The following is a 25766-nucleotide window of genomic DNA, read 5'->3' as shown; positions in this document are numbered from 1 at the left end:
CCGATGACCAACGACTTACTCCTTATACTGCCTCAAATTGTGGTACTGCTTACGGCCATCGGTTCGCTGGTGGCCGAGATGATGGGCAGCGCGCGCGGCAGCCTGTGGACGCTCGTCATCGGCATGGTAGCGGCTTCCGGGGTTGCCGTATCCAAGCTGGGGACCGTCACCACGGCCTTTTCCAACACCTTTCGGGTGGATTATCTGAGCCTGTGGGCCGTCATCATGCTCTGCCTGACGATTCTACTGATCGCCGTAATGGCGCGCAGCGAGCTGAAAGACACCTATCGTGAGGGCACGGTCTATAGCCTGTTGATCTTTTCCACGCTGGGAGCGCTGCTGCTGGCCGGCGCCGGTGACATTATGTTTATCGTGCTTGGTATTTTGATCGGCACGCTGGCGGGGACGGCCTTGATCGCTTATGCCAAAACGGACCGGGCCACCGAGGGCGCCTTTAAATACTATATCTACGGTTCGGTAACCAGCGCGGTCATGCTGTTCGGGCTTACCTTCTGGGTGGGGGCGACCGGCACCACCTATCTGTCGGCCTTACATGATCCCGGCCTGGGATCTGCCGCCGCTATTTTCGGATTCGGGGCCCTGCTGGTCGGCATCGGCTACGCGGGGTCGCTGGTCCCCTTTCACTTCTGGACGCCCGACGCTTTTGAGGGCGCACCGGTCTCCATTGCGGCCTACCTTTCGGTCGTGCCCAAGGTGGGCGCGGTCTTCGGGTTGGCGCAGGTGGCGCGAGAGCTGCCGGCCGAGGTGCTTAACTGGCCCCTTGTGGTAGCCGCGGTGGCGGTGCTCTCCATGACCTTCGGTAACGTGGTGGCCCTGTGGCAGGATAATGTGATTCGGCTGCTGGCCTATTCCACTGTTGCACAGGCCGGATATTTTATCATTGGGGTCGTCGGCATTCAGCAGGGCGGGCTGGCCGTGAATGCCCTGGTCGTTTTTGGTATCGCCTACGCGGTGATGAACACCGGCGCTTTTGTGGTGACGCAGTCCTGTGGCCCCCGGTTGCGTGATTTCAACGGGCTGGGAAAACGACATCCGGCCATGGCGGTGGGCATGACCATCTTTTTGCTTTCGCTGGTGGGCGTGCCGCCGCTGGCGGGCTTTGCCGGCAAGTTTTTGCTGTTCGGCACGGCCATCGGCAGTGGCTACACCTGGCTGGCGGTGGCGGCCATCATCAACAGCGTGATTTCCCTGGCCGTGTACCTGCGCATCATCATCCCGATGTTCTTCAGTGAGCCTGAAGAAGCGCCTGCAGCCGTCAAACCGGGCATCCGCTTTGTGTGGATTACGACCTTTATTTTAACCATCGGCGTGGGGCTGGGTTTGCAGTGGTTTTTGGTGTGAGGCAGGATGCCTGTATCAGGCAAACGAAATTTTTCTTGCTTGACTGCGTTGGAATGACGTACATTTAATTAAAAATAATACGTCTAACTATGAAAAGTAAATTAACGCTCCGATTAGACGACTCGTTGATTAAGCGGGCCAAAAAACGAGCCAGAGAAAAAGGAACCTCGGTTTCTCAAATGGTAGCTGATTATTTTACGCTTATTGAAGCCGAGCAATCGTCCTCTCACCAAAAATTACCTCCTGTTACCGCTTCTTTGGCAGGTATTTTAAAGGATACAGATATTCGAGAAGAAGACTATAAAAAACATTTGGAAGATAAATTTCTGAAATGAAAGTTCTTTTCGATACGAATGTATTATTGGATGTATTCCTGGAACGAACTCCGTTTTTTGAAGCCTCGTCTCAGGTAGTAGGATTGGCCGAAACGAGTGAAATAGAAGGCTGGATTTGCGGAACTACCGTAACCACTATTTTTTATTTGCTGGAAAAGGGATTGTCCCGCGAGAAAGCAGAAAAAAACATCAGGAAAATGCTTAAAATTTTCCATATTTCCAGCATTAATCGTGTAGTACTGGAAGAGGCGGTGGATAGTGATTTTAAGGATTACGAAGACGCCGTACTGTATCAATCAGGGGTACATGCTAATTTAGAAGTGATTGTCACCCGAAATCAAAAAGATTTTAAAGAAAGTGCCCTTCCCGTTTACAGCCCGGCTGAATTTCTAATTGCATACGATATTTTAACATAACTCGTGTCGAATTATCAAGCGTTTTACAGGATCGGGGCTCATTATCTGAATGCGTAAGCGAGATTAAATAATGAATGAACTTTACCTCATTCTCGGAATTCTGATAACGGTTATCACCGCCTTCGATTTTTTCTATACCACGGTCTCCTTTAACGGGGCAGGAATGATAGCGCGGCACGTATCATCGGGCATTGCCGGTGTATTTCTGTGGGCAAACCGCAAGACCCGCAGCCGGTGGCTGCTGCAGTTCTCCGGGATGACCCACATCCTTGTCCTGGTGACCCTCTGGCTGGCGCTGCTTTGGCTGGGCTTTTTTCTGGTGTTGATGGGGGATCCCCATTCCGTCATCCACGCCGAGAGCGGTGCCACACCGGGCATTGCCGCCAGGATCTACTTTAGCGGATATACGCTTTCTACGATGGGCAACGGCGAATACATTCCGGGCGGCGGTATCTGGCAAATGGTGGTAGCGGCGTTTTCTTTTGCCGGGTTTATTTTTATCACTACGGCCATGACCTACCTGATAAGCCTCACCTCAGCCGTCATCCACAAAAAGAACCTGAGCTTGTTTATTTCGAACGTAGGTGAAACGCCTGAAGCCATCGTCAAAAACGCATTCAATGGCGAAAACTTTGAGCAACTGGGAAAGATAGCTCCCGAGCTGCAAAAGATGATCAACAAGCATAACCAGAACCATTTTGCGCATCCCGCCGTCCACTATTTCTACAGCCGTAACCGCTCCGAGTCGCTGTCAATTAACCTCACCAATTTGGATGAAGCTCTGACGATTATACAGCATCATGTGGACAAAAGCGGCCGCCGGGATCAAGGGCTGCGCCTGCTGCGCGATGCGATCAGCAAGTTTTTGAACACCATCAAGCATCATTTTGTGGCGGCTCACGAAGGGGATATCGAAAATGGGCTGGAATTTAAGCACTTGCAATCCTCCGATGTTCCGCTGGCAGAGGGCCCGGATGGCCAGCTGCCCGAAAAGAAGCGCCGGGCCCTGCTGGCCGGCTTGCTGCGCAGCACCGGCTGGAGCTGGCAGGAGGTGTATTATTCGGAAGATTGAATTTATGTACTGCATTTAAGCTCAATTTAAGGTTGACGAGGTATATTATATTGGATTATCAGTAACCAATTAGTAAATCACACAAAACGGAGGGCTTTATGAGTCTTATACCCGAATGGGCACCCAACATCCACCCGATGCTGGTGCATTTCCCGATCGCAATTTTAGGCATTGCTATATTTTTTGATTTCGTTTCGTTCTTTCTGCCGAGAAAGAAAAAATGGTGGACCGAAGAGGCCACCGCGTTTCTGTACGGGGTGGGCGCCGTGGCTGCCGTCATTGTTTATTATACCGGAACGCTCGCCGCGGATAGCGTGATGCTGTCGGCTGAAGCCCAACCGGTACTCACCGAACACGCCGATTGGGCTTGGTTGACCGTCTGGTTTTACGGGGTCTATGCTGTTTTTCGTATTACAGCTACATGGTGGACCAGCGGAAAATATCGTATGAAATTTCATGTTGGTTTTTTCCTTGTGTCACTAGTGGGGGTATACTTTCTGTATCAGGCCGGTGATCACGGGGCCCAAATGGTATTCAAGCACGGCGTAGGCGTACAGGCGGCCGAGGTCGAAAATCCGGTGCAGCATGAGCATGACAATGGGCACAGCGAGGGTGAAGAAACCCATGCCGACAGTACTGGTACAACGAGTATGACGGGCAACACTTCATTTAACACAAATGAAAACGGCAACTGGATCTGGAATATTGAGCGAAATGCGATTGACGTTTTGCAAAAAAACTTTCAGTGGATTTCGGGGAGCTCAGAATCTGTAAATGCCGAAGTGGTAGAAGTAGAGAACGGTCATGCCCTGTCGTTTTCCGGTGATGATTTGAACGCCTTTTTCACCGGCGATCAATCATACGAAACCGAGCAGATCGACTACTATGTGGATATGGCCTCCTTTACCGGAACCGTGGAGTTTGTGAGCCATATTCAGGATCAGAATAACTACGACTTTGTCTCCATTGCTTCCGGTGGCACGGTAAAGCAGGGTCGTATGAGCAATGGTGAACCACAAATATTTGAAGAAGGGAGTGTGGATGTGTCCCAGCCGCTCTTCGTGCGGGTGGTCGGCAACGGAACGCACTTCCGGGGCTACATTAACAAGGAGATGGTGGTGCACGGGCACGGCGATGCGCCCAAGCCTGGCCGCATAGGTCTAAAAATGAATGGTAGCGGAAGCGTACTGCTGCAAAAGATGGGGCTCACGAAGCTGTGATCGCCCTGTTTTGGTATACTACAGGTAAAATCGGCTAAAACTAAGTGATAGATCAAATAATTAGAATAATCATTTGACTCTGGACCATGGTACAGGGCTTATATTACCGATGAACTGTTCTTTTAACCTTTAAAGCCATGTTATTATGCCCTTACAAAAAGGAGAAATATATCAATGCCCTGACGACAGTTGTGGATGTGAAGTCACCGTTACCAAAGGCGCCCCGGCTGATTGCTCCGGCGACCAAAATCCTACCTGTTGTTGTGGTAAAACCATGGAAAAGATAAACTAATATCAACCTCAAGATAGTAGCCGGGCATTAGTTCCGGCTATTATCTTTTCTTTCTCATTAGTAAGGAGAACTTTTAGCATAACTATTGGTATTATGAGAGAAGAGATGGACCAAAAATATGAGGGTGTCGTCACGTTTAAGATTGGTCAGGTAGCCAGCCGTGCTCATGTCAACAAAGAGACTGTGCGCTACTACGAAAAGCGGGGGCTCATCCCCACGCCTGACCGCTGGCGTTCCGGCTACCGAATCTTCACCCAACGCCATATCGATCAGATCAAGTTTATCAAGCGATCACAAGAACTTGGGTTTACCCTTAGCGAAATCAAAGAGCTGCTGGAGCTGCGTATGGATGAAGATACTACCTGCTCGGAAATTAAAAGCGAAGCACAGGAAAAATTCCAAGATGTGGTTGAAAAAATCGAAGATCTGCAGCGAATCAAAAATACCCTAGTAGATTTAATTGATTCGTGTGCCGGTGAAGGACCTAAGGGAGATTGTCCTATTCTTGGTGCCTTGGAAGGAGACAGTCAAATGGGGAGGAATTTAAGATAAGAGCAATCAGAGATATTTTTTATCTTTATTTAAGTATTTAATTAAATAATATATTTATTATACTTATGTTGTAATAATGAAACGCAACCAACAGCCAAAACTATGAGCAAGCAAGAATGTATTCGTGAGGTCGCCGACTTAAACCAGATTAACCGTTGTATTGACTCCCTGGAAGAAGTAGAAGGGTCTATTGACCGGTTAACTGATATTCTGAAACTGGCAGCCAACGACGCGCGCCTGAAGATCCTCTACCTGCTCAACCGGGAAGAACACCTTTGCCCCTGCGACCTGAGCGATATCCTGGACATGAGCGTCCCGGCCGTCTCCCAGCACCTGCGCAAGCTAAAGGACGGGGGACTGGTGGAGACCCAGCGCGACGGCCAAACCATTTTTTACTCGCTGAACCCGCAATTTAATGAAATTCTTTCCCCAAGCTTTGATCAAATTAAAGATAACAATATTCTGGAGGTGTTAGCCGCATGAACGAACAAACCAAAAGTAATCAGCCTAAAGATAGCACAGACACAAAATGGATGGGGGCCGGCCTGATGGCCGCTTTTGTCGCCTCCCTGTGTTGTGTAACCCCAGTTTTTGCCTTTCTGGCAGGTATCGGAGGTGTAGCATCCACCTTTTCATGGGTCGAACCCTTTCGACCTTATCTGATTGGTCTAACCGCCCTGCTACTGGGCTTTGCTTGGTATCAAAAGCTCAGACCCCAATGGGATCCGGACTGTGCCTGCGAGGAGAACCCCTCTTTCTGGCAGACCAAAGGATTTCTGGGCGTTGTAACTTTCTTGGCCGCACTACTGCTGGCTTTTCCCTACTACTCGGATGCCTTTTTCCCTAAACAGGACAAGCAGGTCGTGTACGTGCAGGAAAGCCAGGTGCAAACCATCACTTGGGACATTAAAGGGATGACCTGCACCGGCTGTGAGGCAACTGTCGAAAATGCTGCCAGCGGTGTAGATGGAGTTCTGGAAGCCGACGCTTCCTATGATACCGGTAAGGCAACCATCAGGTATGACCAGAGCAAGACCAACCAGGAAACAATTAAAGCCGCTATCAACAAAACCGGTTTTACGGTAGCCGAGAAGCAGTCCAATTAGCAGTAGCCCTGTTACCTGCTTTGACCATTCTCGGGCGTTTTATTTTATCAGTAATTTAAGAATTTGCTTAAATAATAAATGTTATGAAAGAACAAACCCTGAACCTATCCATAAGCGGCATGACCTGCGACGGTTGTGCCCGAACCGTGGCCAACCAATTTGAGGATAAAAAGGGAGTGCTGGACAAAACCGTCAGCTACCCCGACGAGCAAGCCGAGATCACCTACGATCCGGAACAAATCACCAAAGAGGAACTGATCGACACTATCAATGCGACTGGACACTACAAGGTAACCGGTGAAATCGGTGACCAGGAAAACGGCAGGAGCCGGTATTCTCTGGTGATCATCGGCGGCGGTTCCACTGCCTTTGCCGCAGCCATCAAGGCCAGCGAGCTGGGCGGCACCGCCCTCATCATCAACAAAGGGCTGCCCACCGGGGGTACCTGCGTAAACGTAGGCTGTGTGCCCTCCAAGACACTGATCCGCACCGCCGAAGCTCACCACCGGGCAAAGAATCCCGGCTTTGAAGGCATCGAAACCCAAAGCCGTATTGCCGATTTTAAGAAGATCATCGACCAGAAACGAGAGATGGTTCAGGATCTGCGCCAGCAAAAATATATTGACGTGATCAAGGACGATCCTAACATCACCCTGTTGAAAGTACGGGGCACCCTGGTTGACCAGCATACCGTCGAGGCAGGCGGCGAAACGTACCATGCCGACCACATTCTGATCGCTACCGGGGCCTCAACTTTTGTGCCGGACGTTCCCGGACTGGAGGAGGCCGGATACCTTACCAATGAAAGTGCCTACGAACTGGAAGAACTTCCTGAAAGCCTCATTGTATTCGGCGGTGGCTATATCGCCCTGGAAAACGCCCAGCTCTTTGCCCGGCTGGGTTCGAAGGTGACCATCGTGCAACGCTCGGCGCACGTACTCAGCGACCAGCCCGACGAGCTGGCCCGAGGCCTGACCGGATACCTGAAAGACGAAGGCATTACCGTGTTGACCAACACCGATGTGAAAGAAGTCAAATCAACAGGTGATGAGAAAATGGTAGAACTGACCGTGAACGGACAGGAAACCACGCTCAAGGCCACCCACCTACTGGTGGCCACCGGGCGGCAGGGCAATTCCGGGGGGCTGGGACTGGAACAGGTCGGTATTGACACGGTCGGTCGTGGATACATTCCTGTAGATGAATCCATGCGCAGCTCCGTTCCTAACATCTTTGCCGCAGGCGACATAACCGGCCAATACCAGTTTGTTTATACGGCCGCCTACGAAGGCAATCTGGCCGCCGAAAATGCTCTGCGTGGGGCTTCCCGAAAAGCCGATTATTCGGTACTGCCGTGGGTGATCTTCACCGATCCGCAGGTAGCCGGCATCGGCATGGACGAGCTACAGGCACGGGAGGCCGGTATTAACTACGATACTACCAAGCTTACCCTGGATAACGTGCCCCGCTCCATTGCCGCCCGCGATACGCGCGGGTTCATCAAGCTGATCCGCAACAAGGAAAACGACCAGCTGGTCGGTGCCCGCATCCTGGCCCCGGAAGGCTCGGAGTTGCTGATGGAACTGGCCATGGCCATGCGTCACGGCGTAACGGTTAAATCGCTTATTTCGGAATTCCACCCGTACCTGACGCTCTCGGAGGGCATCAAGTTGGCGGCACTCACCTTCGACAAAGACGTCAAGAAGCTAAGTTGCTGCGCAGTGTAATCGATCTCAAAGTAAATAATTCATATAACATTATGTCTCGTTTCGATTTCCTGAAGAACAAATATGCCCAAGTTGGCTTCTGGGGCACCTTGGTTGCCGCCTTGTGTTGTTTCACTCCAATATTGGTATGGGGATTTGCTGCTGCCGGGCTGGCCGCCTTTACCGCCTATCTGGACTATGTGCTGCTGCCGGTTCTCTTTATATCCTTAGCACTTTTCTTCTTTGGATATAATCAGTACCAAAAAAATAAAACGTTAAAGCAAAAAGATGGAGAAGACTGATCACACGAATAACAATCAAAATAACTGGTCGGATGCCTGGGCAGCGCTGATACTTCTCCTGCTGCATGCTATCTGTTGTATTGGAGTTGCCTTGCTCGTGTTGCTGGGAGGTATAAGTTTGTCGGCACTTCTGGTCTCCAAAGGATTTTGGGTTGCGGCCGCAGCGGTTGTGTTGATCTCTTTCATTGGATATTGGTATTTCAAACAAAATAAATAATACCCACGAACTCCAACAAGAAACCGCATTTTAACTTTAAAATCACAGAGCTAACTTATGAATACTTCACCGAAAGACACCAAGCGCACGCTTCTCATCCTGCTGGCATTGTTCTTCGGCGGAGCCGTACCCATCCAACTGGTTACGCTTTCGACTGGTTATGCCCAGCTTGTGATGGAGAAAATCAAAGGACCGGAAATGATTATGGCCGCCCACCAGTTTGCCGGTGGATATATTCCCTTCGTCTATATTCCGGCTATTCTGGGATTAATTGTTATAGCGTGGTACTGTAAAAAACACTATCCGGATATCTATCGGCGCATTGTGGTCGGTTTCGGCATCGGAGCGCTGGCTACGGTGGGACTGGACTTTTTCCGTCAAATGGGCGTAATCTACCAATGGCTTCCGGGCGACACGCCTGAAATGTTCGGCATGATCGCTACCGGCAGCAAGAATTTTGCCTGGTACTACTCGGTCGGCTTCCTCATCCACTTCCTAAATGGCGCCAACTTTGGTCTGTTTTATGCCTTCGTCTGGGGTAAGCGATCCAGCTACAAAAGCGCCATCGGTTGGGCTGTTGCCTGGCTTACCGTTGTTGAGATCGGTATGATGACAGCGCCACCCATGGGACCTATGGTCGGACCCTTCGGCGTCAACAATGCCTGGCCGCAACTCTTCCTGATTACCCTGGTCGCACATATTGCATTCGGTATCATACTGGGTATTGGTGTACAATACTTTCTAAAGGCAGAAGATAAACGGTGGTTCGGACCTTTTTTGTTGGATAAACCAATAGATAGTCAAAATAAATAAGCAACTATGGCAACATCTAATTTCGACCTCATTGTTATCGGAACCGGATCAGGCGGCTCGACGGCTGCCAGAAAATGCGCTAAAGCAGGCTGGGAGGTGGCACAGATTGACTCCCGGCCCTTTGGCGGCACCTGCGCCCTGCGCGGCTGCGACCCCAAGAAAGTGCTGGTCGGGGCGGCCGAACTAATTGACTGGAACCGACGCATGAACCGTACCGGCGTCCCCACGGATACTCACATAGATTGGCAGCAGTTAATGCAGTTCAAAGAGTCTTTTACCCAGCCCGTACCCGAACACCGGGAAAAGGGCATGCAAAAGGTTGGTATTACTCCTATCCACGGACGGGCATCATTTGTTGACGAAGGAACCATCGAAGTAAATGGTGAATTCTTGAAAGCCAATAACTTTTTAATTGCTGCCGGGGCTAAACCTGCGCCGCTGCCTATTGACGGGGTTGAACATCTTACGACCAGCACCGAGTTTCTGGAGCTGGAGGAGCTCCCCGAGACCATCGTCTTCGTTGGTGGTGGCTTTATCTCCTTTGAGTTTGCCCATATTGCAGCGCGAGCCGGAAGCAAGGTGCATATTGTGCATCGCGGAGAGCGTCCGCTGGAGGGCTTTGACGGCGACTTGGTGGATATTTTGTTAGAAAAAACAGAAAAGCTGGGTATTTCGGCGCATCTCGGAGCCGAAGTACAATCCGTACAAAAGGATGGACAGGATTTTACCGTTAAAGCTTCCCAAAAGGGGAAGCCCCGGTCTATTTCCGGGGATCTCGTGATCCATGGTGCGGGACGCGTACCGGATATTGACGATATGGATCTGGAGAAAGGAAATGTGGAACGAGGTAAGCGGGGAATCACAGTTAACGAGTACCTGCAAAGTCCCAGCAATGCCAACGTCTATGCCGCCGGAGATGCCGCCGACACCGATGGGCTGCCCCTAACCCCAGTTGCCGGTTTTGAATCTCACGTTGTGGCTTCCAACCTGCTGGAAGGAAATAACAAAAAAGCAGAATATCCGGCCCAACCTACCGTGGTGTTTACTGTTCCGCCCCTGGCGATGGTCGGGTTAACTGAACAACAAGCTCGCGATGCGGGTCATGACATGACAGTTAAATTCAAAAAAACAGACCAATGGTATTCCTACCGGCGAACCAACGAAACCCCTGCCGCTTTTAAAACCATCTTCAACAACGAGAACGGCCAAATGTTAGGGGCGCACGTGCTGGGCAGCAAATCCGAGGAAATCATCAACCTGTTTGCCATGGCCATAAACCAGAACCTGAAAGCAACAGCGCTGAAAAAGATGGTCTATGCGTATCCGTCACATGCTTCTGATATTTCGTATATGGTTTAAGTTACCTTATCTACCATCCACTGTCGTGTTTGCTGATCGATAGAAATCTCAAAAAACTCCTTGAGCTCCTCCAAACGATCCGGGTTCACCTGCAGCGCAACTTTCCGTCCGGTTTTAATCTTTTCTACCAATCCGGCATGTCGCAGTTCTTTTAGATGAAGAGAGAGTGAGGATTTGGAGATGCCAAGATCTTCTTTTAGTTCGCCAAAATCACAGGTAGGCTCTTCCAGGCAGCATTCTTCCTCCGCATTTACCGTACAGCACGTATGAACGCGGCGAATTAACCGCTTGAGAATCGCAAGTCGTTTGGGATGTCCTAACGCTTTAAACGTTACATCGAGAGATTGGCTCATAGCAGTAAATTCATTAACCTTCCCCAGGAGTTTAACAGTTTTAAATTACTTAAACAATTTGACATGGTCTATCTGAAATCTATCTTCTACTTTATTCTTGCCGGCCTGCTTGAAATCGGGGGTGGCTATCTGGTGTGGGTCTGGCTCAGAGACAGCAAAAGCTGGGTGTACGGGCTTTCCGGTATGGTTGTGCTGGCCTTATACGGGTTTATTCCTACGCTGCAACCGGCCCATTTTGGCCGGGTATATGCCGCATATGGGGGCGTTTTTATTGTGCTGTCCCTGTTGTGGGGCTGGAAAGTGGACGGGATCCAACCGGACAAATATGATCTCATTGGCGCCATGCTTGCTCTGATCGGGGTAGCTATTATGATGTACTGGCCGCGAAGCGGTTAGCCGCGCACCTTTTGGCGTTAGTAAAAGAGTTGAATAGAGAACAGATAATCTATATGTTTAATTGTTTTAAAATTAATAAACAATTAATTCTGTTATGTCTTCTTTGCTTACGAACACATCTACCAAGAAAGGACTATGGTATGGGCTGCTCGGAACGCTTTTGATGTCAATTATCATGCTGATCGGGATGGGCACCGGCGTGAGTCCTATTCCCGAACCCATTCCGGCGGCCATTGCCAAAGGACTGCTGGGTAGTGCTCCCAAACCATTGATTATAGCATTTGCCATCATCACCCACTTCGGATACGGAGCATTCTGGGGAGCGGTTCTGTTTAATTGGGTAAAAACCAAAGGAAATATTTGGTACGGCTTGGGATGGGGCGTTATGCTATGGCTGATTATGGACCTTATCGTACTGCCATTTCTTGGATGGGGCGTATTTGGTTTAGCTGTCACCCCTAAAATTGCTATTGCTACCTTGGTCTTGCACCTAATCTACGGAGGAACACTGGGATGGGGATTACAGAAATGATTTCGTCTGTTTATATGCTAAAAGGGAAGCCCATCTTGGGCAGTATGACATCATGAATGTACCGTTCCCCTTCCCTATGGGCTGATTGCCACCGTTCAAGTTCTCTATTTTAACGATGAATATAAACCAATCCGTGACCTATCTCTCCTTTCAACAAATAAAGGTGACCCCCTTTAGTAGAAGCCTCCCCCCTAAGCTACTTGAATGATAATTTTATGAGCATATTTTTTAGCTTTGCCTAATATATAATACTATTAAAGCTAATTTTAACATTGGCCGGTGCAACGTTTAAGAAATAGAGCACAATGCCGGTATTTTTATCATTAATCATTTTAAAAATGACCTTTCAAAGGCTTTAGGGCTTATTTTTTTCTCTTTTGTGCATGGTTTGAATTTGCTAAAGTATCATTATCTTTTCGGCACGCAGACAACCATTGTTGTTATATATCATTTAACCAACCATTATTATGAGACACATATCATTAGCCAGTATATTTTTAGCATTCACGCTCATGCTTGCCGCTTGCGGAGGCGGTGGTACCGACGTGGTAGAGTCGGGCACCTATACCGGCACCATTGACGAGCTCAACCCCGAGGAAACCGAAATATACGTGGAAACCGAGGACGGGCAGCGCCTGGAGCTGTATTTTACCGACACCACCACGCTTACCCAAGGCGGCCAGACGGTCCCGTTCAGTACTTTGCAGACCGGCCAGCAAGTGCAAGTCGAAGTTGAAAAAACGGGTCAGCGTCTGGATCCGATTAGCGTAGAGATCCTGCAGTAACATGGACCCTCTTCCGAGCATGTGGAGAAGTGAGTTGTGGCACCCCATGGTGGTACATTTTCCCATTGTACTACTGTTGGGGGCAGTCATCGCCCGCCTGTTTTGGCATGGCCTTACTTCTTCCCGGGCCGGGGTAGCCCTTGCCATGAGCCGGGTGATGCTCTACGTGGGTCTTGGATTTGCCTGGATTGCCGTGTATACCGGCACCATCGCCGATGGCGTTGTCAATCGCAGCATGTGTGATCCTACCGTGTTGGAAGCCCACGAGCAAGCGGCCTTTACGCTTGGGTATCTGTTTTCGGCCGGGACCGTTATTGATCTGCTCGACCTATGGGGCATCCGGTGGATCACCTCTGCCCTCAAACAATGGGCGGTCACCATCCTGTTAATCGGGGGAAGCTTTTATTTAGGATATACCGCCCACCTGGGTGCTAAACTGGTGTACCAGCAAAGCGCGGCGGTCTATCAACCCACCAAAAGATGTACCGAATTTGAGTAACCCAAACGACACGCATCCCGCCCGGCAAGGATTCAAAACGACCGCTATCGGCATTGCTATTAGTGTTGTGTTAGCCGTCGTTAAAGCTGTTGCTGGGATCCTTGGCCATTCTTTTGCTCTCATTGCCGATGCCGTCGAGTCTGTCGGCGATATTTTTACGGCCTCCGTCATGTTTATCGGACTGCGGACCTCAGCCAAGCCTCCGGATCAGGATCATCCGTATGGGCACGGCAAAGCCGAACCCCTCGCCGCCTTGGTCGTTGTGCTGGGACTTGTCATCGCCGCCGGTTTTATCGCCTATGAAAGTATCGGAAACCTAACCACGCGCCACCACCCACCCGCGGGCTTCACGCTTGGCGTGCTCGCTGTAGTGATTCTTGTCAAAGAAGGCCTATCACGCTATGTATCCGGCGTTGGGGAATCGGTAGAAAGTCAGGCCATTAAAGCCGATGGCTTTCATCACCGAAGTGATGCCATTACCTCGGGCGCTGCGTTCATTGGTATTTCTATTGCCTTACTGGGTGGACCGGGTTATGAAATTGCCGACGACTGGGCCGCCCTGGGGGCCGCCGTCATCATTTTAGGGAATGCTTTTCGCATGGGCCGCCCGGCCCTGGGAGAACTCATGGACAGGCAACCCAACCCAGAATGGCTGGATAAGGTAGAGCAAGTCGCCTTGAACCATCCGCAAGTGCAGAGCATTAAAAACCTGCGCCTTCGCAAGATGGGCTTTGATCGCTATATGGACTTCCACCTGCGGGTTCCCCCTGACTTGTCCGTCCGGGAAGGCCACCGCATTGCCCACGAGGTCAAAGACCAGCTGCTGGGCCTGCACCCGTACCTGCGGGACGTACTGATCCATATTGAACCCGCTTTACCGGATGATGCTATGCCCGAGGGGGAATAGGATGATCTTGTTCGTAATCCACGCCCAACCGCAGAGCCGTCTCCGCTTTGCCCAGCCGCATGATCGTCCGTTGTAGAGCGTCGAGGTTCCCTTCCCCGGTGCAGTCGATAAGGACAATGTGGTTTCTGAAATGCTCTATAAGTTCCCGATCGATATTGATAAGCACGGGGTAATGGCCTTGTGCTTCTATGATTCTATGATCGCTATCGACGCCCTTTTCAAATAGAGAGTGCAGCGTTTGTCCCGGGTGAAAGACCGGCGAATCTTCACCGCAAAGGAGCAGGTACCGAATATTCGGATTGGAAATGATATTCCGGATGATCTTTTCGATGCCTAAGTTAGCGGTCACCAACCGGCCGACAATAGCTGTTCCTTCGGCTTTCTGGAGCGGCTCCATGAGCTGCGGGGAGGTCAGCGTGCAGATAGCCACCGGACTTTTCCGCTCGCCAACCAGATAGTTTCCGGAAGTAACGGGCCATCTATCTCGGTCCCACCAGCGATTCAAGAGGTTGCCCTGCAACAGGTCTTTGATCGATAGCATCTTATGATAGGCCCGAACCGACGTGGTCTGTTCTCCGGAAGAATCAGTGGGCATAAGCCCCTTTATCCCATGCATAATAGAGCGAAGAATTTTTTTCTGATCAGACATACCAAGAAATACTGCTATCGATTCACCCCTTGCGGTATCTGTATCCTGTAATATGCAGATATACCGGCATTAGTTCCAGTTTTTCTCTCTCTCTCCCCTCATCTGACAAATGGTTTATTTAAGTTAGTCCACGCTCATTTTAGTCACGATGGGGGCTGCCAATACCATTTATTGAAAATGGTGATATGATTAGCAGAAATGTAACTTTATGTAACCCTCTAATGTGACCAATCGAGCCTGTTTGCCAAGGAGTTTTAATGCTCCAAAGGCACCGTCTCCTACCCCCTCATTCAAGAGAACAGATAGGATACATTATGTTTTACGACAACATTTTGTCCCATCCGTTATGCACTTTGTAGCTGTCGTGCCAGATGATTGCTGTAGTACCACAGTCCCCCGATAATAGTTAGTACCGCAACTTGTGCCAGTATCGTCGGCCAGGTAGTATACAGCCCCAGCGCGGGAATATTCCAGTTAACCGGCAGGCTCCCAATTTCGATGTATCCGGCCTCCTGCAGACTTCGCACGCCCTTCCCGATCAGGATAACCGCCAGTACAGCCAGCATGAGCGAAGAATACCGGAACAGCTGGCGGACGGGGATATTTCGGGTCACCCGGTTAAAGACATACCCGATACCGGTGATAAGCATCGCTACCGCAATGAGTGCCAGATATATACCTGCATTGCCCCCGGCTGATTTAAGACTAATAGAAGACAAGAAAATAATTGACTCGAACGCTTCTCGGAATACCACAATAAACGAAAGTAGCGCCAGCCCCCAGATACGTTGATCACTCAGTAAATCATGTACTCTCTCCTTAATGAAGCGCGTCCACTGGGCGACGTGCGTCTTGCTATGCATCCAGAACCCGATGTATAGTAACATAACCACGGCAACACCTGCTCCGATTGCTTCCATGAGCTCCCGTTGCAGTGAACTGAACCCAATGAGTGACTGAATGACAAACCAGCCGACAATGCCCAGCAGTAGCGCGGCAATCCACCCGCCATGCACATACTTGACAGCATGGCTAGCCTCCATTGAGCGTAGCACGCTCAGAATTATCATGATAATCAGAAAGGCTTCCAGCCCCTCGCGCAACAGAATGGACGCGGCCAGCAAAAAATTCACCCAGAATGAATATTCTTGATTATCCAACAGGTTCTGAGCCTCCTGGATGGCCAGGGAGGCCAACTGAATTTTCGTAGCCAACTCCTGCTCGTCCACACGATTCTGAATGGCGGAACGCACCGCCAGCATTTTAGTTTCTACTTGTTTGACCAACTCCGGTTTGGAAGCACGAATTTGACTTTCTACCGGTTCAACGCCATCCAGATAAGCATCGAGGGCAAACCGGCGGGCCTGGGGAAAATTCTTTTTTGTATATGCGTTTTGAGACTTTTCAAGCAGCGCCGAGGCTTTAGTGAGGGTGCTACTGGATGATGGATCCTCCGTCAAACCTCGTACTACCGGCATACCCTGCTTGGGATCAATATGTTGTGATCTGAAAAGGTTTTTCCATTGCTGGTTCGTATAGAGGGAAACCGAGCGCAGGGAGGCAGTGTCGGCCAGAGCTTGCATAATGGTGGTTTGGATCGAATCGGGCACCTCCCTTTTATAGTTCAATGCGTTGATATAAAAGGCGACATCCCATACCTGCTGGTCGCTGAGCTCCGAGAATGCCCGCATGGCCGTTCCCTCCAGCCCCAGTCGAGTGGTATTATACGCCTGCAACGGGGACATATTGTCGGCGTTGGCTGACTCCTGAAAATTGGTCGGCGGCGGATTTAACCCGGCCGCCAGCGGCCCGTCGCCCAACCCTGCAGCACCATGGCAGCTTTGGCAGCGTTTTTCAAAAACCTGCTTGCCGTTCGCCAAATCGGGCCACTGTCTGGGGGTGACCTTCACCAACCCGAGTTTGAGTATGGCCTCGCGAACGCCGCTTGTTAAGTGCCTAACTTTTTCAGCAGGGGCTTTTTCGGCTATTACTTTCTGCAGCTTAGCAATATTATTACCCAGAGTAGTAAACGACGGTTGGTCAATTTCTTTCCCGAGCTCGGTGTGGAGATCGGCCACTTGCCTGCTGAAATTCACCATCTCATTATATTCAAACTCACTGATGATCTCCCCGTCCTGCACCGCACGCGGGTAATCCTTGCCGATATAATCGAGCAGGTTGATGAAGGTTCGAACTTTCTGCTTGGGAACGTCTGCATTCGGATAGGAAAAACTAGTTGTTATACCCACAACAAGAAGAAGGCTGAGCAATGATGTTAAATACTTCATTCGCGCTGTATTTTACTATTTAAAATAAGTCTAAATATAGGTAGTTGACAGCAAAAATTCTAAATAGCGGTCAGAGAATTTGATGGACAACTAAGTTTATTTTCTCGTCCGGATGGGCCGATGTGGTTATAGCAAACCATCCTGAGGATCCATGCTATTTTGATAAGTTGAGAATTCTAATCGCACCACGCATAACGAAACTGAAAACAATGGCACCAATAAGCAGATCAGGCCATCTTGAATCAAATATAAAAACAAGAATACCCGCTACGATAACCCCACCATTGACGATAATATCATTCGAGGTAAAAATAGAACTTGCTTTCATATGAGCTTCCTGACTATTCGCTTTATTGATGAGCCAGAGTGTTGCCATATTTCCGGCCAGAGCAATGGAGGCAATGATAATCATCCATTGAAAAACCGGCATGTCTCCCACACCGAAAAACCTACGTAGCACCTCTAAAAAGCCCAAAGACGCCAGGCCCATCTGAAGATAGCCGCTTATTTTAGCCACTTTCTTTTTCCTGGCAACGGCACTACCGACTGCAAACAGGCTAAGCCCGTATACGGAGGCGTCTGCCAGCATATCCAGTGAATCTGCAATCAACCCCATAGAGTTGACAATCCATCCCCCTGTCATTTCTATGATAAAAAAGCTTAGGTTAATCCCCAGCACCCACCATAATATCTTTTTCTGTTTCTTCTCATTAGAAAAAGATACCTCAGTTGCCTCTTCAGTTGAATCCAACTTGGACCCCAAATTCAAGGGATCAAGGGCTTGCTCAATCTCATTGTGACTATTCTTGTGATACACTTCTAATGTTCGATTCGGAATATTAAAGTTTAGTGATTGGACCTCCTCAATACCTTCCAACTTCATTCGAATCATTTGCTCTTCGGCCGAGCAATCCATTTGCGGAATGTTAAATGTGGATTTTTTCATGGCTAAATTTACTTAAGCATACATAATTTCAATTAATCGTGAGAAAGAATCATCTGTTTTTATTTATCAAAAGGCTCACAAGTTTTGATTCTAAATGCTTTTTGAATCTCCGTAACGTAAATGATGCCGTCACTGCGTTCCGGCGTTTGGGCATTGGCACAGATAAGTTGAACAACGTTATCGGATTCATCGCACTGACATACCAGCTCCAATTTTACCACCGGACTGTCCGTAAAGTGAAAATCCAGCGATGGGGACGCATCTTTCTGTTTGTATGCTCCGGTACCTTCTCCTTTGGAAAGCGTAACACTTTCATGTCCTGCTTCTTGGAGAGCTGCAACTACATTTTCTACTCTGTTTGGTTTTATAAAGGCTTTGATTTCTTTCATGATACTGTGGTTTATGTATTAATCCTGCAAAGCCATAAAAACACAAATATGGCTTTGCAGGAATAGTTTTTGTTAATCATCGTGCGAAGTCTGGCTTTTCTTCATTTCAGAAATCAGGTAGTAGGCATTGTTCCAAGCTACACGTGCTCCATCCGGCAATTGTTCTAACAGTTTCACTTCTACCCAACCGTCTTCCTCAATGCCGGTCATAATTTCTACCGGAGTGAAAGACCATTCGGTATTTCCGTTTTCCTCTTGTTGTTCTGCGGTGAATAGGTAGGTTTTACCCTCGTCCTCAACAATGGCATTTTCGGGTAAAGCAAGGACTTTATTTTCTGCTGTGTGAATCGTACCGTTGATATACATTCCCGGAATCAGGAAGCTCTCTTTCTGATCAATTTCGGCGTGTACGTGCACAGCCCTTGGATTTTGTTCAAACTGTTTGCCCACCGAATAAATAGTAGCCGTAAGTACTTGATCCGGTACAGATTGAACGGTAAAAGAGATGGGTTGGCCTTTTTTTACTTTATGGACGTCTTTTTCGAAGACCATCAAGTCAGCATGGACGTGCTCATTATCCACAATTTCGAACATGGTTGTTTGAGGATCCACGTACTGACCAATTTGAATCTGAACCTTTTCGATATACCCATCTATAGGGCTGACTACCGGCACCGACGAATAAATATCGCCGTTTCGTATTTGTTCAACATCCAGGTTAAGCTGAGTCAGCTGGGCTTCATATCCCTTGACCTCCGCCTTAACCGATTCATATTCAGCTTTTGTCTGTTGGTAGGTTTGGCCGGAGCCTACCTCTTCATCATATAACCTTGTCTGCCGCTGGAATTCCTGATCTAAAAACAACATGCGCTGGTATAACCGCACATATTCGGTTTGAACCTTGGTTAAATTGGGATGGGAAAGGAAGGCAAGAGTCTGATTTTTTGACACCTGATCTCCCTCAATAACCTCTATAGAACCAATATTACCTCCCAAAACCGCGGTTACGGTTGCCTCATGTTGTGGGGGGACTTCCAGCTGGCCATTTGCTTCAACACTCTCTGAGAGAAAGCGCAGGGACAAGGTATCCAATTTCATTCCAAGGCTGTTGAATTTCAGCCCCGACAAATGAACCATATTTTCTTCTGCCTCAACCACACCGGCAAGCTCTGTGACAACTTGTTCATTTTCATCGGTGTTGGTCTCTCCACAGGCTGTAAAAACAGATGCCAGGAAAGCCAGTAAGATTACATATATATTTGGAGTATTCATTTCTTTATTGATTTAAAAGCTGTTATTGAGTTTTGTTGAGGTAGTATTCTAACTGGAATTGGCTATTCAGATAATTACCAAAGGCGTTCCATGAGTCAATTTCGATGCGGATAGCGTCTCTGATGCTTTGAAGAAATACCACATAGCCTATGGCTCCTTCTTCATAGGAGGTAATGGCACCTTTTCGTTGTTCTTTGGCAAGAGGGAGTGCTTCCTGTCGGTAATATTTCCACGAGCGCAACCATTTCTCATGGTTTTCCCGGATACTGCTATAGGTACTGTTGAATTCTCGCTGAGCCTGGTACAGGTTTTGACGGGCAATATTTCGTTCAATCCGGGCGGATTGCGTTTTCCCTGCCTTCGACCAGAAGAATATGGGGAGGCTGACCCCAATCTCATAGGAATTAAACCCACCTTGCCCGGCTATTTCCTGCCAGCCATAACTGGCTTGAAAACGGGGGAGAAACTGACTTCTTTGTTCTTTAATCAATGCCTCCGCCACATCAATCCTTTGTTGATAAAAAGCAATCAGCGGATGGCTGAATGTGGAATCTGCCTGTAAAGGTTGTACGAGCTGTTCGGCTGAAGCACTTTGAACCGTGTATAACGAATCCCCCTCAAACCATTTGTTAAAAGCACGAACAGCAGCACCGTAATCACGGTAAGCCTGTTCGGATTCTATGGCAATTTGGTTAGCCTGATTCATGATATTCAGATATCCCAGCCGGGAAATTTCCTCCGTCTTAAGTTTTAATTCAGCGGCCCTGGCAATATCCCTGAACTGCTGGTTCAGGCGATTATAGATCTCATATTGTTGTTTAGTGGTGAAAACCATTGCCCAGTCCTGTTTTACCCTGAGCCGGAGTTCTAACTCTGATAGATCATAGTTCAAACGGGCAAGTTGTGTCTGTTCTTTCTGATGGTTTAATCTTGGCAAAACACCAAACAGATCAAACTGCTGTTGAACACCAAATTTTGTGGTAACACCATCCGAACCGTTGCCGAATTCTTCACTTCCGGTAAAGAGGTTGGTATCGCCGAAGTCCCAGGCTGTTTTTTGAAGTGTTTTTCTGTTCTCAATTTCAAGCTTGGCCGCCTGAAGAGAAGGATAATTTTTCAGCGCTTGCTGGACGGCCTGCTCCAGCCCAAGTTGGGGTAGGGTATCATTCAGCACACGTTCCTGGGCCTGCATAGAATCAGGCGAAAGTAACAGGCTTCCACCCAAAATAAGCAACATAACGGAGGCCATAGAAGTACTACCCAGCTTGTGTTTTCTCATTTTACGCTTTTCTATGTACGCATACAGGATGGGCAGCACGACCAACGTAAGCAGTGTGGCGCTTATTAACCCGCCAATGACAACTGTGGCCAGCGGCCGCTGTACTTCAGCACCGGCTGTGGTTGAAAACGCCATCGGAGTAAAGCCCATGATGGCCGCCGTGGCGGTCAACAAAATGGGTCGAAGTCGCTCTTTGGTACCTGTCAAAATTCGTTCTTGTAAATCCATAACACCTTCGATTTTTAATGAATTAAAACGGCTGACGAGCACAAGGCCGTTTAGCACAGCCACTCCGAACAATACAATGAAACCAACTCCGGCAGAAATACTGAAGTCCATTCCACGTAAAGCCAGGAAAAAGACCCCTCCAATAGAAGCAAGGGGAATAGCCAGATAGATCATTACCGACTGTGAGAACGATTTAAGCGCGAAGTACAGCAGCACAAAGATAAGAAACAGGGCTATAGGCACTACAATAGCCAATCGGTTCTTGGCCCGTTGCAGGTTCTCAAATTCACCCCCGTAGGTAATGTAGTAGCCCGGCGGCAGATTCAATTCGGCTTCCAGTTTCTTCTGAATATCCAATACCACCGATTCCACATCTCGTCCCCGGGTATTCACACCAACATAGCTTCTTCGAAAGGTGTTATCCCGCGAAATCTGCATTGGACCGGGCTGATAACTGATATCTGCTATTTCTTTAACAGGCACTTGTGCTCCGTTTTCCAGATCTACATACAGGTTGCGAATATCCTCGATACCGGTACGATAGGCTTCATCAAAGCGGATCACCAGATCAAATCGTCTTTCGCCTTCAAATACCACTCCGGCAACACCTCCGGCAAAGGCAGAACTTATGTACTGGTTAAGCTTTGTAATATCCAATCCGTACTGAGCCACTTTTTGCCGGTCATACCGGACGGTCATTTGAGGAAGCCCGGCCGTACGCTCGGGACTCACATCACCCACCCCCGGAATAGTCTGGATTATTTGAGCCATTTCCTGAACTTTTTCCGCCAGTACGTCTATATCGTCTCCGTATAGTTTTACGGCGATGTCTTCTCGTACTCCTTCCAGAAGTTCATTAAACCTGAGCTCAACCGGCTGGGTGAAAACAAAATTTACACCGACCATGGTCTTATCGAGTTTGCTCTTTATATTTTCTATCAGTTCTTCTTTAGATTCGGCAGAGACCCAATTGTCTTGATTCTTTTCCAGAATGATATACATATCCGCAATATCCATAGGCATAGGATCCGTGGGAATATCAGCAACCCCTATGCGAGCGGTTACTGTTTCTATCTCCGGAAATTCTTCCAACAGCGTAGTCTCAATTTTTTTGGATTGATCAATCGCTTCCGTTAATCCACTGCCGGGACGGATCAAGGCCTGCATGGCGATGTCCCCTTCATCCAATTGTGGAATAAATTCCCCGCCCATTCTCAAAAACGTGAACATGGCAGCGCCGAAAAGCAGTATGGCAACTACAATCACAACGGCTTTTCGCTTTAACGACCATTGGATAAGCGGATCGTAGCCCTTCTGAATAAAGGATATAAGTTTGTTGCTGACACGATCAAGGCCCCGCTCAAACCGGGCAAACCATCCTTGTTTATTTTGTGAGGGTTTCATAAACAGTGCCGAGACCATTGGAACATAGGTCAGGCACAAAATAATGGCGCCTAATACAGCAAACCCAAAGGTGAATGCCATAGGACGGAACATCTTGCCTTCTACCCCTTTCAGAAACAGGATAGGAGCAAATACAATCAATATTATCAACTGACCAAAGAACGCAGCATTCATCATGGTAGTGCTTGCCTTATAGGCAATTTCATTCATTTCTGTTTTACTGAAAGCCTGTTTATTGGACTTCAGCCTTTTTTCAATTTCATGCACGGTGCCTTCAACAATAATAACAGCCCCGTCAACAATGATACCGAAATCGATGGCGCCAAGGCTCATGAGATTGGCCCACACCCCGGTGGCCTTCATCATGATAAAAGCAAAAAGCAGGGAGAGCGGGATTAACGAGGCAGTAATCAATCCTCCGCGCAAACTGCCTAAGAGTATTACCAATACGAAAACTACGATCAATGCACCTTCCACCAGGTTTGTGGTAACCGTGCTGGTGGTTCGCTCGATGAGTGCACTTCGGTCGAGGAAAGGCTCAATTTTTAAGCCTTCTGGCAGCGACTTTTGAATTTCAGCAATTCTTTCCTGGACATTCTGAATGGTTGCATTCGGGTTTGCCCCTTTCAACATCATAATGATGCCACCTACCGCTTCTTCACCATCCTGCGTAAAAGCCCCATACCGAATTTGTGTTCCATATGTAACATCTTCCGCTACGTCCCTGACCAGAACAGGTAGTCCATTTTCGTTCTTTACGACGATATTTCCTATGTCGTCAAGACTACGTACCAAGCCTTCACCACGGATAAAATTAGCCATCCTGTTTTTCTCAATGTAGGCCCCGCCGGTATTCACATTATTCCGGGACATTGCCTCATACACTTCTGAAATACTGACTCCCATAGCGTTTAGCTTTTCAGGATTTATGGCCACTTCGTATTGCTTGATGCCGCCGCCAAAGGAGTTAACCTCTACCACGCCGTCTAAAAGCACCATTTGGCGCTTGATGATCCAATCCTGAATTGTGCGGAGTTCATTGGGCGTGTATTGGTCTTCGTATGCAGGATCGATCTCAATGGAATACTCGTAAATTTGGCCCAATCCGCTTGAAATGGGCCCCATGGATGGACTTCCAAAATTCTCGGGAATCGTTTCACCCAGTTCACTTAGTTTTTCCTGTACCAGTTGCCGGGGTAAATAGGTCCCCATATCATCTTCGAAAACGATGGTAACCACGGATAAGCCAAATCGGGATACCGAACGGATTTCAGTTACTCCGGGCAGGTTTCCCATCGCAAGCTCCACGGGATAGGTTACAAATTGTTCGATATCTTCGGTGGATAAATTTTCCGATACCGTAATCACCTGCACTTGGTTGTTTGTAATATCAGGAACCGATCCCAGATTGATGGTCATCATGGAATATATTCCTACTCCTATAAGAGTCAGAATGAACAAGCCGATGATGAACTTGTTCTTAATTGAAAAGGCAATAATTTTGTTGATCATGTTGATAGCTGTGTGAATATAGATTTACCGTTAATGCCGGTCTTATTCAAATACAATGGCTGAAACCTATTGTTGACCCACGGTTATGCAGTCCGTTAAGAAAATGAATGGGGCAGAGTTTGTTTCTGCTAAATAGAGAAAGGAAGGTATTAAATTAGGAGTTGAGTGACTTTAATAACCTTAAGAGTTGCGGGAGAGAATAAGCCGTTTTTAAGGTATATAGATGTCGTAAATTGAAAACCAGGCCCAACATAGTTGCCAAGCAAATAAGAAAAAGTTGGTAACGCAATAGTGCAGTCTGGGCACTCATTTCTTATCCTCGCATCATCATAGCAGCACTGGTTTTGAAATTGAAGGTGTTTTTTTTGTTCAACTTTGTTGTATTCTGAGTTAGATTTTTCAGAATGTGCTAACACAATATCAAAACAACCTTTGTCTGTATTGTAAATAGAGGATACAACATGAGTATTTGCTAATGCAGAAACACTTAGAGGTAAAAGGAGGGAAAATCCTACCCATGAAAAAATAAAAATTGCAGTTATCGCAAAATTAAATCTCCTTACATATGTCCTAAAAAAGTGCACGTCTGTAAAGTATAATGATTAAGCAAACCTCAGATAATAGCATTATATGTAATGCAACTCAATTGCAAAGATCATGAAGAACACGAAGGGCAGCGCCCGGTAATCACAAAATTACCATAAGAGGGGATGAATTTTTCAGGCAGGTCGTAATCAGGAATACCTAGGTGAGGAAAACAAAACGTCTGTTCACAAGATGAACAATAGAAATGAACATGTACATCATCTGGATACGAACACGTGCAGTTTTCAGAACAAAGAGCATATTTTGCTATGCCACTTGAATCGTGGATTTGATGCACCAAACCATGTTCCAAAAATGTTTTTAATGTACGGTAAAGTGTTGTCCGATCTGCATGGGTAAACTTTTCTTCAAGATCTGACAGACTTAAAACCGACTTAGTTTCAGCCATGAAGCTAAGAATCCGCATGCGCATAGCGGTCGGTTGTATATTTCTGCTCTGTAATCGTTGCTCATGGGTAGTCATCTTCATTGAAATAAATATTCGTTGATTAATGTGCACAAGTAAAATTCATACATAGGGCCACCTGTATAAATCCTCCCACTTCAATTCTAAATTACCACTAAAATCTTTGAGACTCATATTTATTGGTTTTGTTAATAAAAATATCTGGGTTCAGAGCAGTTATCTCAACGTTTCCAAACTTCTGAACAAGTAGATGATTGACAAGCCCATAACGCATCAACTCAACTCATTCCGAATTAAGTGATTCGGAATGCTTTTTGATACTAAGAAATCCCAACAATAAAAGAAGAGGTAAAATTGCATAGGGTCTCTGTTGAGAAATTATTGACCAGCTTAGCAGAAAGAGGAGAAGAATTGCTGCATATAGTACCAAAAACACCTTATAACTTCTTGAAAGTTGTTTACTACCCGCAAAAGAAAATATAAAAGCCGGCAGGCCCGAAGCAGACCATACAATATTCCAGTTCCATTTGGTTAAGGGTCTCATATACTCGGGTGGTACAGTT

At 47.8% G+C, this 25766-nt stretch carries 27 protein-coding genes; 18 read left to right on the top strand and 9 right to left on the bottom strand.

Annotated features, from left to right (window positions below; translation table 11 throughout):
• Nucleotides 1-3 precede the first annotated feature (3 nt).
• The 13 genes from FN808_RS15555 (at nt 4) to FN808_RS15495 (ending at nt 10752) form a co-directional block, all read left to right on the top strand.
• Nucleotides 4-1362: an NADH-quinone oxidoreductase subunit N gene (locus FN808_RS15555; RefSeq protein ID WP_142715534.1), complete on the top strand. Its 1359-nt coding sequence runs from the start codon at nt 4-6 to the stop codon at nt 1360-1362.
• Nucleotides 1363-1451: 89 nt separating this feature from the next.
• Entirely contained in the window at nt 1452-1697 is a 246-nt protein-coding gene (locus FN808_RS15550; protein WP_142715533.1) for a DUF6364 family protein, read from the top strand.
• Nucleotides 1694-2113 carry a PIN domain-containing protein gene (locus FN808_RS15545; protein ID WP_142715532.1) on the top strand — a complete coding sequence of 140 codons (420 nt, stop codon included), beginning with the start codon at nt 1694-1696 and terminating at the stop codon, nt 2111-2113. The genes FN808_RS15550 and FN808_RS15545 overlap by 4 nt, the downstream gene beginning before the upstream one ends.
• A gap of 70 nt (nt 2114-2183) precedes the next feature.
• The gene (locus FN808_RS15540; RefSeq protein WP_142715531.1) at nt 2184-3185 is read left to right on the top strand and encodes an ion channel; all 1002 of its coding nucleotides are present in this window, start codon (nt 2184-2186) and stop codon (nt 3183-3185) included.
• Nucleotides 3186-3283: 98 nt separating this feature from the next.
• Nucleotides 3284-4405, top strand: a complete 1122-nt coding sequence (locus FN808_RS15535; protein ID WP_142715530.1) for a DUF2231 domain-containing protein — start codon at nt 3284-3286, stop codon at nt 4403-4405.
• A 385-nt stretch (nt 4406-4790) separates the two neighbouring features.
• Nucleotides 4791-5249, top strand: coding sequence for a MerR family transcriptional regulator (locus FN808_RS15530; RefSeq protein ID WP_221930076.1), 459 nt, complete (start codon nt 4791-4793; stop codon nt 5247-5249).
• Nucleotides 5250-5351: 102 nt separating this feature from the next.
• A complete protein-coding gene (locus FN808_RS15525; protein WP_142715529.1) occupies nt 5352-5732 on the top strand; it encodes an ArsR/SmtB family transcription factor in 381 nt (126 codons plus the stop codon).
• On the top strand, nt 5729-6355 hold the full coding sequence (gene merTP / locus FN808_RS15520; RefSeq protein ID WP_142715528.1) for a mercuric transport protein MerTP: 627 nt from the start codon (nt 5729-5731) through the stop codon (nt 6353-6355). Before FN808_RS15525 ends, merTP begins: the two co-directional genes overlap by 4 nt.
• A gap of 83 nt (nt 6356-6438) precedes the next feature.
• Nucleotides 6439-8082: a mercury(II) reductase gene (gene merA / locus FN808_RS15515; RefSeq protein WP_142715527.1), complete on the top strand. Its 1644-nt coding sequence runs from the start codon at nt 6439-6441 to the stop codon at nt 8080-8082.
• Nucleotides 8083-8114: 32 nt separating this feature from the next.
• Nucleotides 8115-8363 carry a mercury resistance system transport protein MerF gene (gene merF, locus FN808_RS15510; RefSeq protein ID WP_142715526.1) on the top strand — a complete coding sequence of 83 codons (249 nt, stop codon included), beginning with the start codon at nt 8115-8117 and terminating at the stop codon, nt 8361-8363.
• Nucleotides 8350-8580: a hypothetical protein gene (locus FN808_RS15505; RefSeq protein WP_142715525.1), complete on the top strand. Its 231-nt coding sequence runs from the start codon at nt 8350-8352 to the stop codon at nt 8578-8580. The genes merF and FN808_RS15505 overlap by 14 nt, the downstream gene beginning before the upstream one ends.
• A 57-nt stretch (nt 8581-8637) precedes the next feature.
• Complete coding sequence (locus FN808_RS15500; RefSeq protein WP_142715524.1) at nt 8638-9393, top strand: hypothetical protein; 756 nt, start codon at nt 8638-8640, stop codon at nt 9391-9393.
• Nucleotides 9394-9399: 6 nt separating this feature from the next.
• Entirely contained in the window at nt 9400-10752 is a 1353-nt protein-coding gene (locus FN808_RS15495; protein WP_142715523.1) for a dihydrolipoyl dehydrogenase family protein, read from the top strand.
• On the opposite strand, the gene FN808_RS15490 is transcribed toward FN808_RS15495, so the two are convergent.
• Nucleotides 10749-11105 carry an ArsR/SmtB family transcription factor gene (locus tag FN808_RS15490; protein ID WP_142715522.1) on the bottom strand — a complete coding sequence of 119 codons (357 nt, stop codon included), beginning with the start codon at nt 11103-11105 and terminating at the stop codon, nt 10749-10751. The two genes, FN808_RS15495 and FN808_RS15490, sit on opposite strands and share 4 nt — an antisense overlap.
• 63 nt (nt 11106-11168) lie before the next feature.
• On the opposite strand from FN808_RS15490, the gene FN808_RS15485 reads away from it, so the two are divergent.
• The 5 genes from FN808_RS15485 (at nt 11169) to FN808_RS15465 (ending at nt 14224) form a co-directional block, all read left to right on the top strand.
• Nucleotides 11169-11501 (top strand): YnfA family protein, encoded by a 333-nt coding sequence (locus FN808_RS15485; RefSeq protein WP_142715521.1) that lies wholly within the window; start codon nt 11169-11171, stop codon nt 11499-11501.
• Between the two features lie 94 nt (nt 11502-11595).
• Nucleotides 11596-12033, top strand: coding sequence for a DUF1440 domain-containing protein (locus FN808_RS15480; RefSeq protein ID WP_221930075.1), 438 nt, complete (start codon nt 11596-11598; stop codon nt 12031-12033).
• 467 nt (nt 12034-12500) lie between these two features.
• A complete protein-coding gene (locus tag FN808_RS15475) occupies nt 12501-12818 on the top strand; it encodes a hypothetical protein (RefSeq protein ID WP_142715520.1) in 318 nt (105 codons plus the stop codon).
• A 1-nt stretch (nt 12819) separates the two neighbouring features.
• Complete coding sequence (locus FN808_RS15470; RefSeq protein WP_142715519.1) at nt 12820-13317, top strand: DUF2231 domain-containing protein; 498 nt, start codon at nt 12820-12822, stop codon at nt 13315-13317.
• On the top strand, nt 13310-14224 hold the full coding sequence (locus tag FN808_RS15465; protein ID WP_142715518.1) for a cation diffusion facilitator family transporter: 915 nt from the start codon (nt 13310-13312) through the stop codon (nt 14222-14224). Before FN808_RS15470 ends, FN808_RS15465 begins: the two co-directional genes overlap by 8 nt.
• Here the strand turns inward: FN808_RS15465 and FN808_RS15460 are convergent.
• From FN808_RS15460 to FN808_RS19515, 8 genes are all read right to left on the bottom strand, one after another.
• On the bottom strand, nt 14205-14873 hold the full coding sequence (locus FN808_RS15460) for a hypothetical protein (protein WP_142715517.1): 669 nt from the start codon (nt 14871-14873) through the stop codon (nt 14205-14207). The two genes, FN808_RS15465 and FN808_RS15460, sit on opposite strands and share 20 nt — an antisense overlap.
• 344 nt (nt 14874-15217) lie before the next feature.
• On the bottom strand, nt 15218-17161 hold the full coding sequence (locus FN808_RS15455) for an FTR1 family protein (protein WP_142715516.1): 1944 nt from the start codon (nt 17159-17161) through the stop codon (nt 15218-15220).
• A 154-nt stretch (nt 17162-17315) separates the two neighbouring features.
• Nucleotides 17316-18107, bottom strand: coding sequence for a cation efflux transmembrane domain-containing protein (locus FN808_RS15450; protein WP_142715515.1), 792 nt, complete (start codon nt 18105-18107; stop codon nt 17316-17318).
• A gap of 59 nt (nt 18108-18166) precedes the next feature.
• Entirely contained in the window at nt 18167-18496 is a 330-nt protein-coding gene (locus FN808_RS15445; RefSeq protein ID WP_142715514.1) for a P-II family nitrogen regulator, read from the bottom strand.
• Nucleotides 18497-18568: 72 nt separating this feature from the next.
• On the bottom strand, nt 18569-19768 hold the full coding sequence (locus FN808_RS15440; protein WP_142715513.1) for an efflux RND transporter periplasmic adaptor subunit: 1200 nt from the start codon (nt 19766-19768) through the stop codon (nt 18569-18571).
• Between the two features lie 22 nt (nt 19769-19790).
• The gene (locus FN808_RS15435; protein ID WP_142715512.1) at nt 19791-24191 is read right to left on the bottom strand and encodes a CusA/CzcA family heavy metal efflux RND transporter; all 4401 of its coding nucleotides are present in this window, start codon (nt 24189-24191) and stop codon (nt 19791-19793) included.
• Between the two features lie 655 nt (nt 24192-24846).
• Entirely contained in the window at nt 24847-25266 is a 420-nt protein-coding gene (locus FN808_RS15430) for a Fur family transcriptional regulator (RefSeq protein WP_221930074.1), read from the bottom strand.
• Nucleotides 25267-25486: 220 nt separating this feature from the next.
• Nucleotides 25487-25747 (bottom strand): hypothetical protein, encoded by a 261-nt coding sequence (locus tag FN808_RS19515; protein ID WP_491523271.1) that lies wholly within the window; start codon nt 25745-25747, stop codon nt 25487-25489.
• Nucleotides 25748-25766: the final 19 nt, after the last annotated feature.

The sequence above is a fragment of the Fodinibius sediminis genome (assembly GCF_900182555.1).
GTDB lineage: Bacteria > Bacteroidota > Rhodothermia > Balneolales > Balneolaceae > Fodinibius > Fodinibius sediminis.
This window is presented reverse-complemented; position numbering and strand designations above follow the sequence as displayed.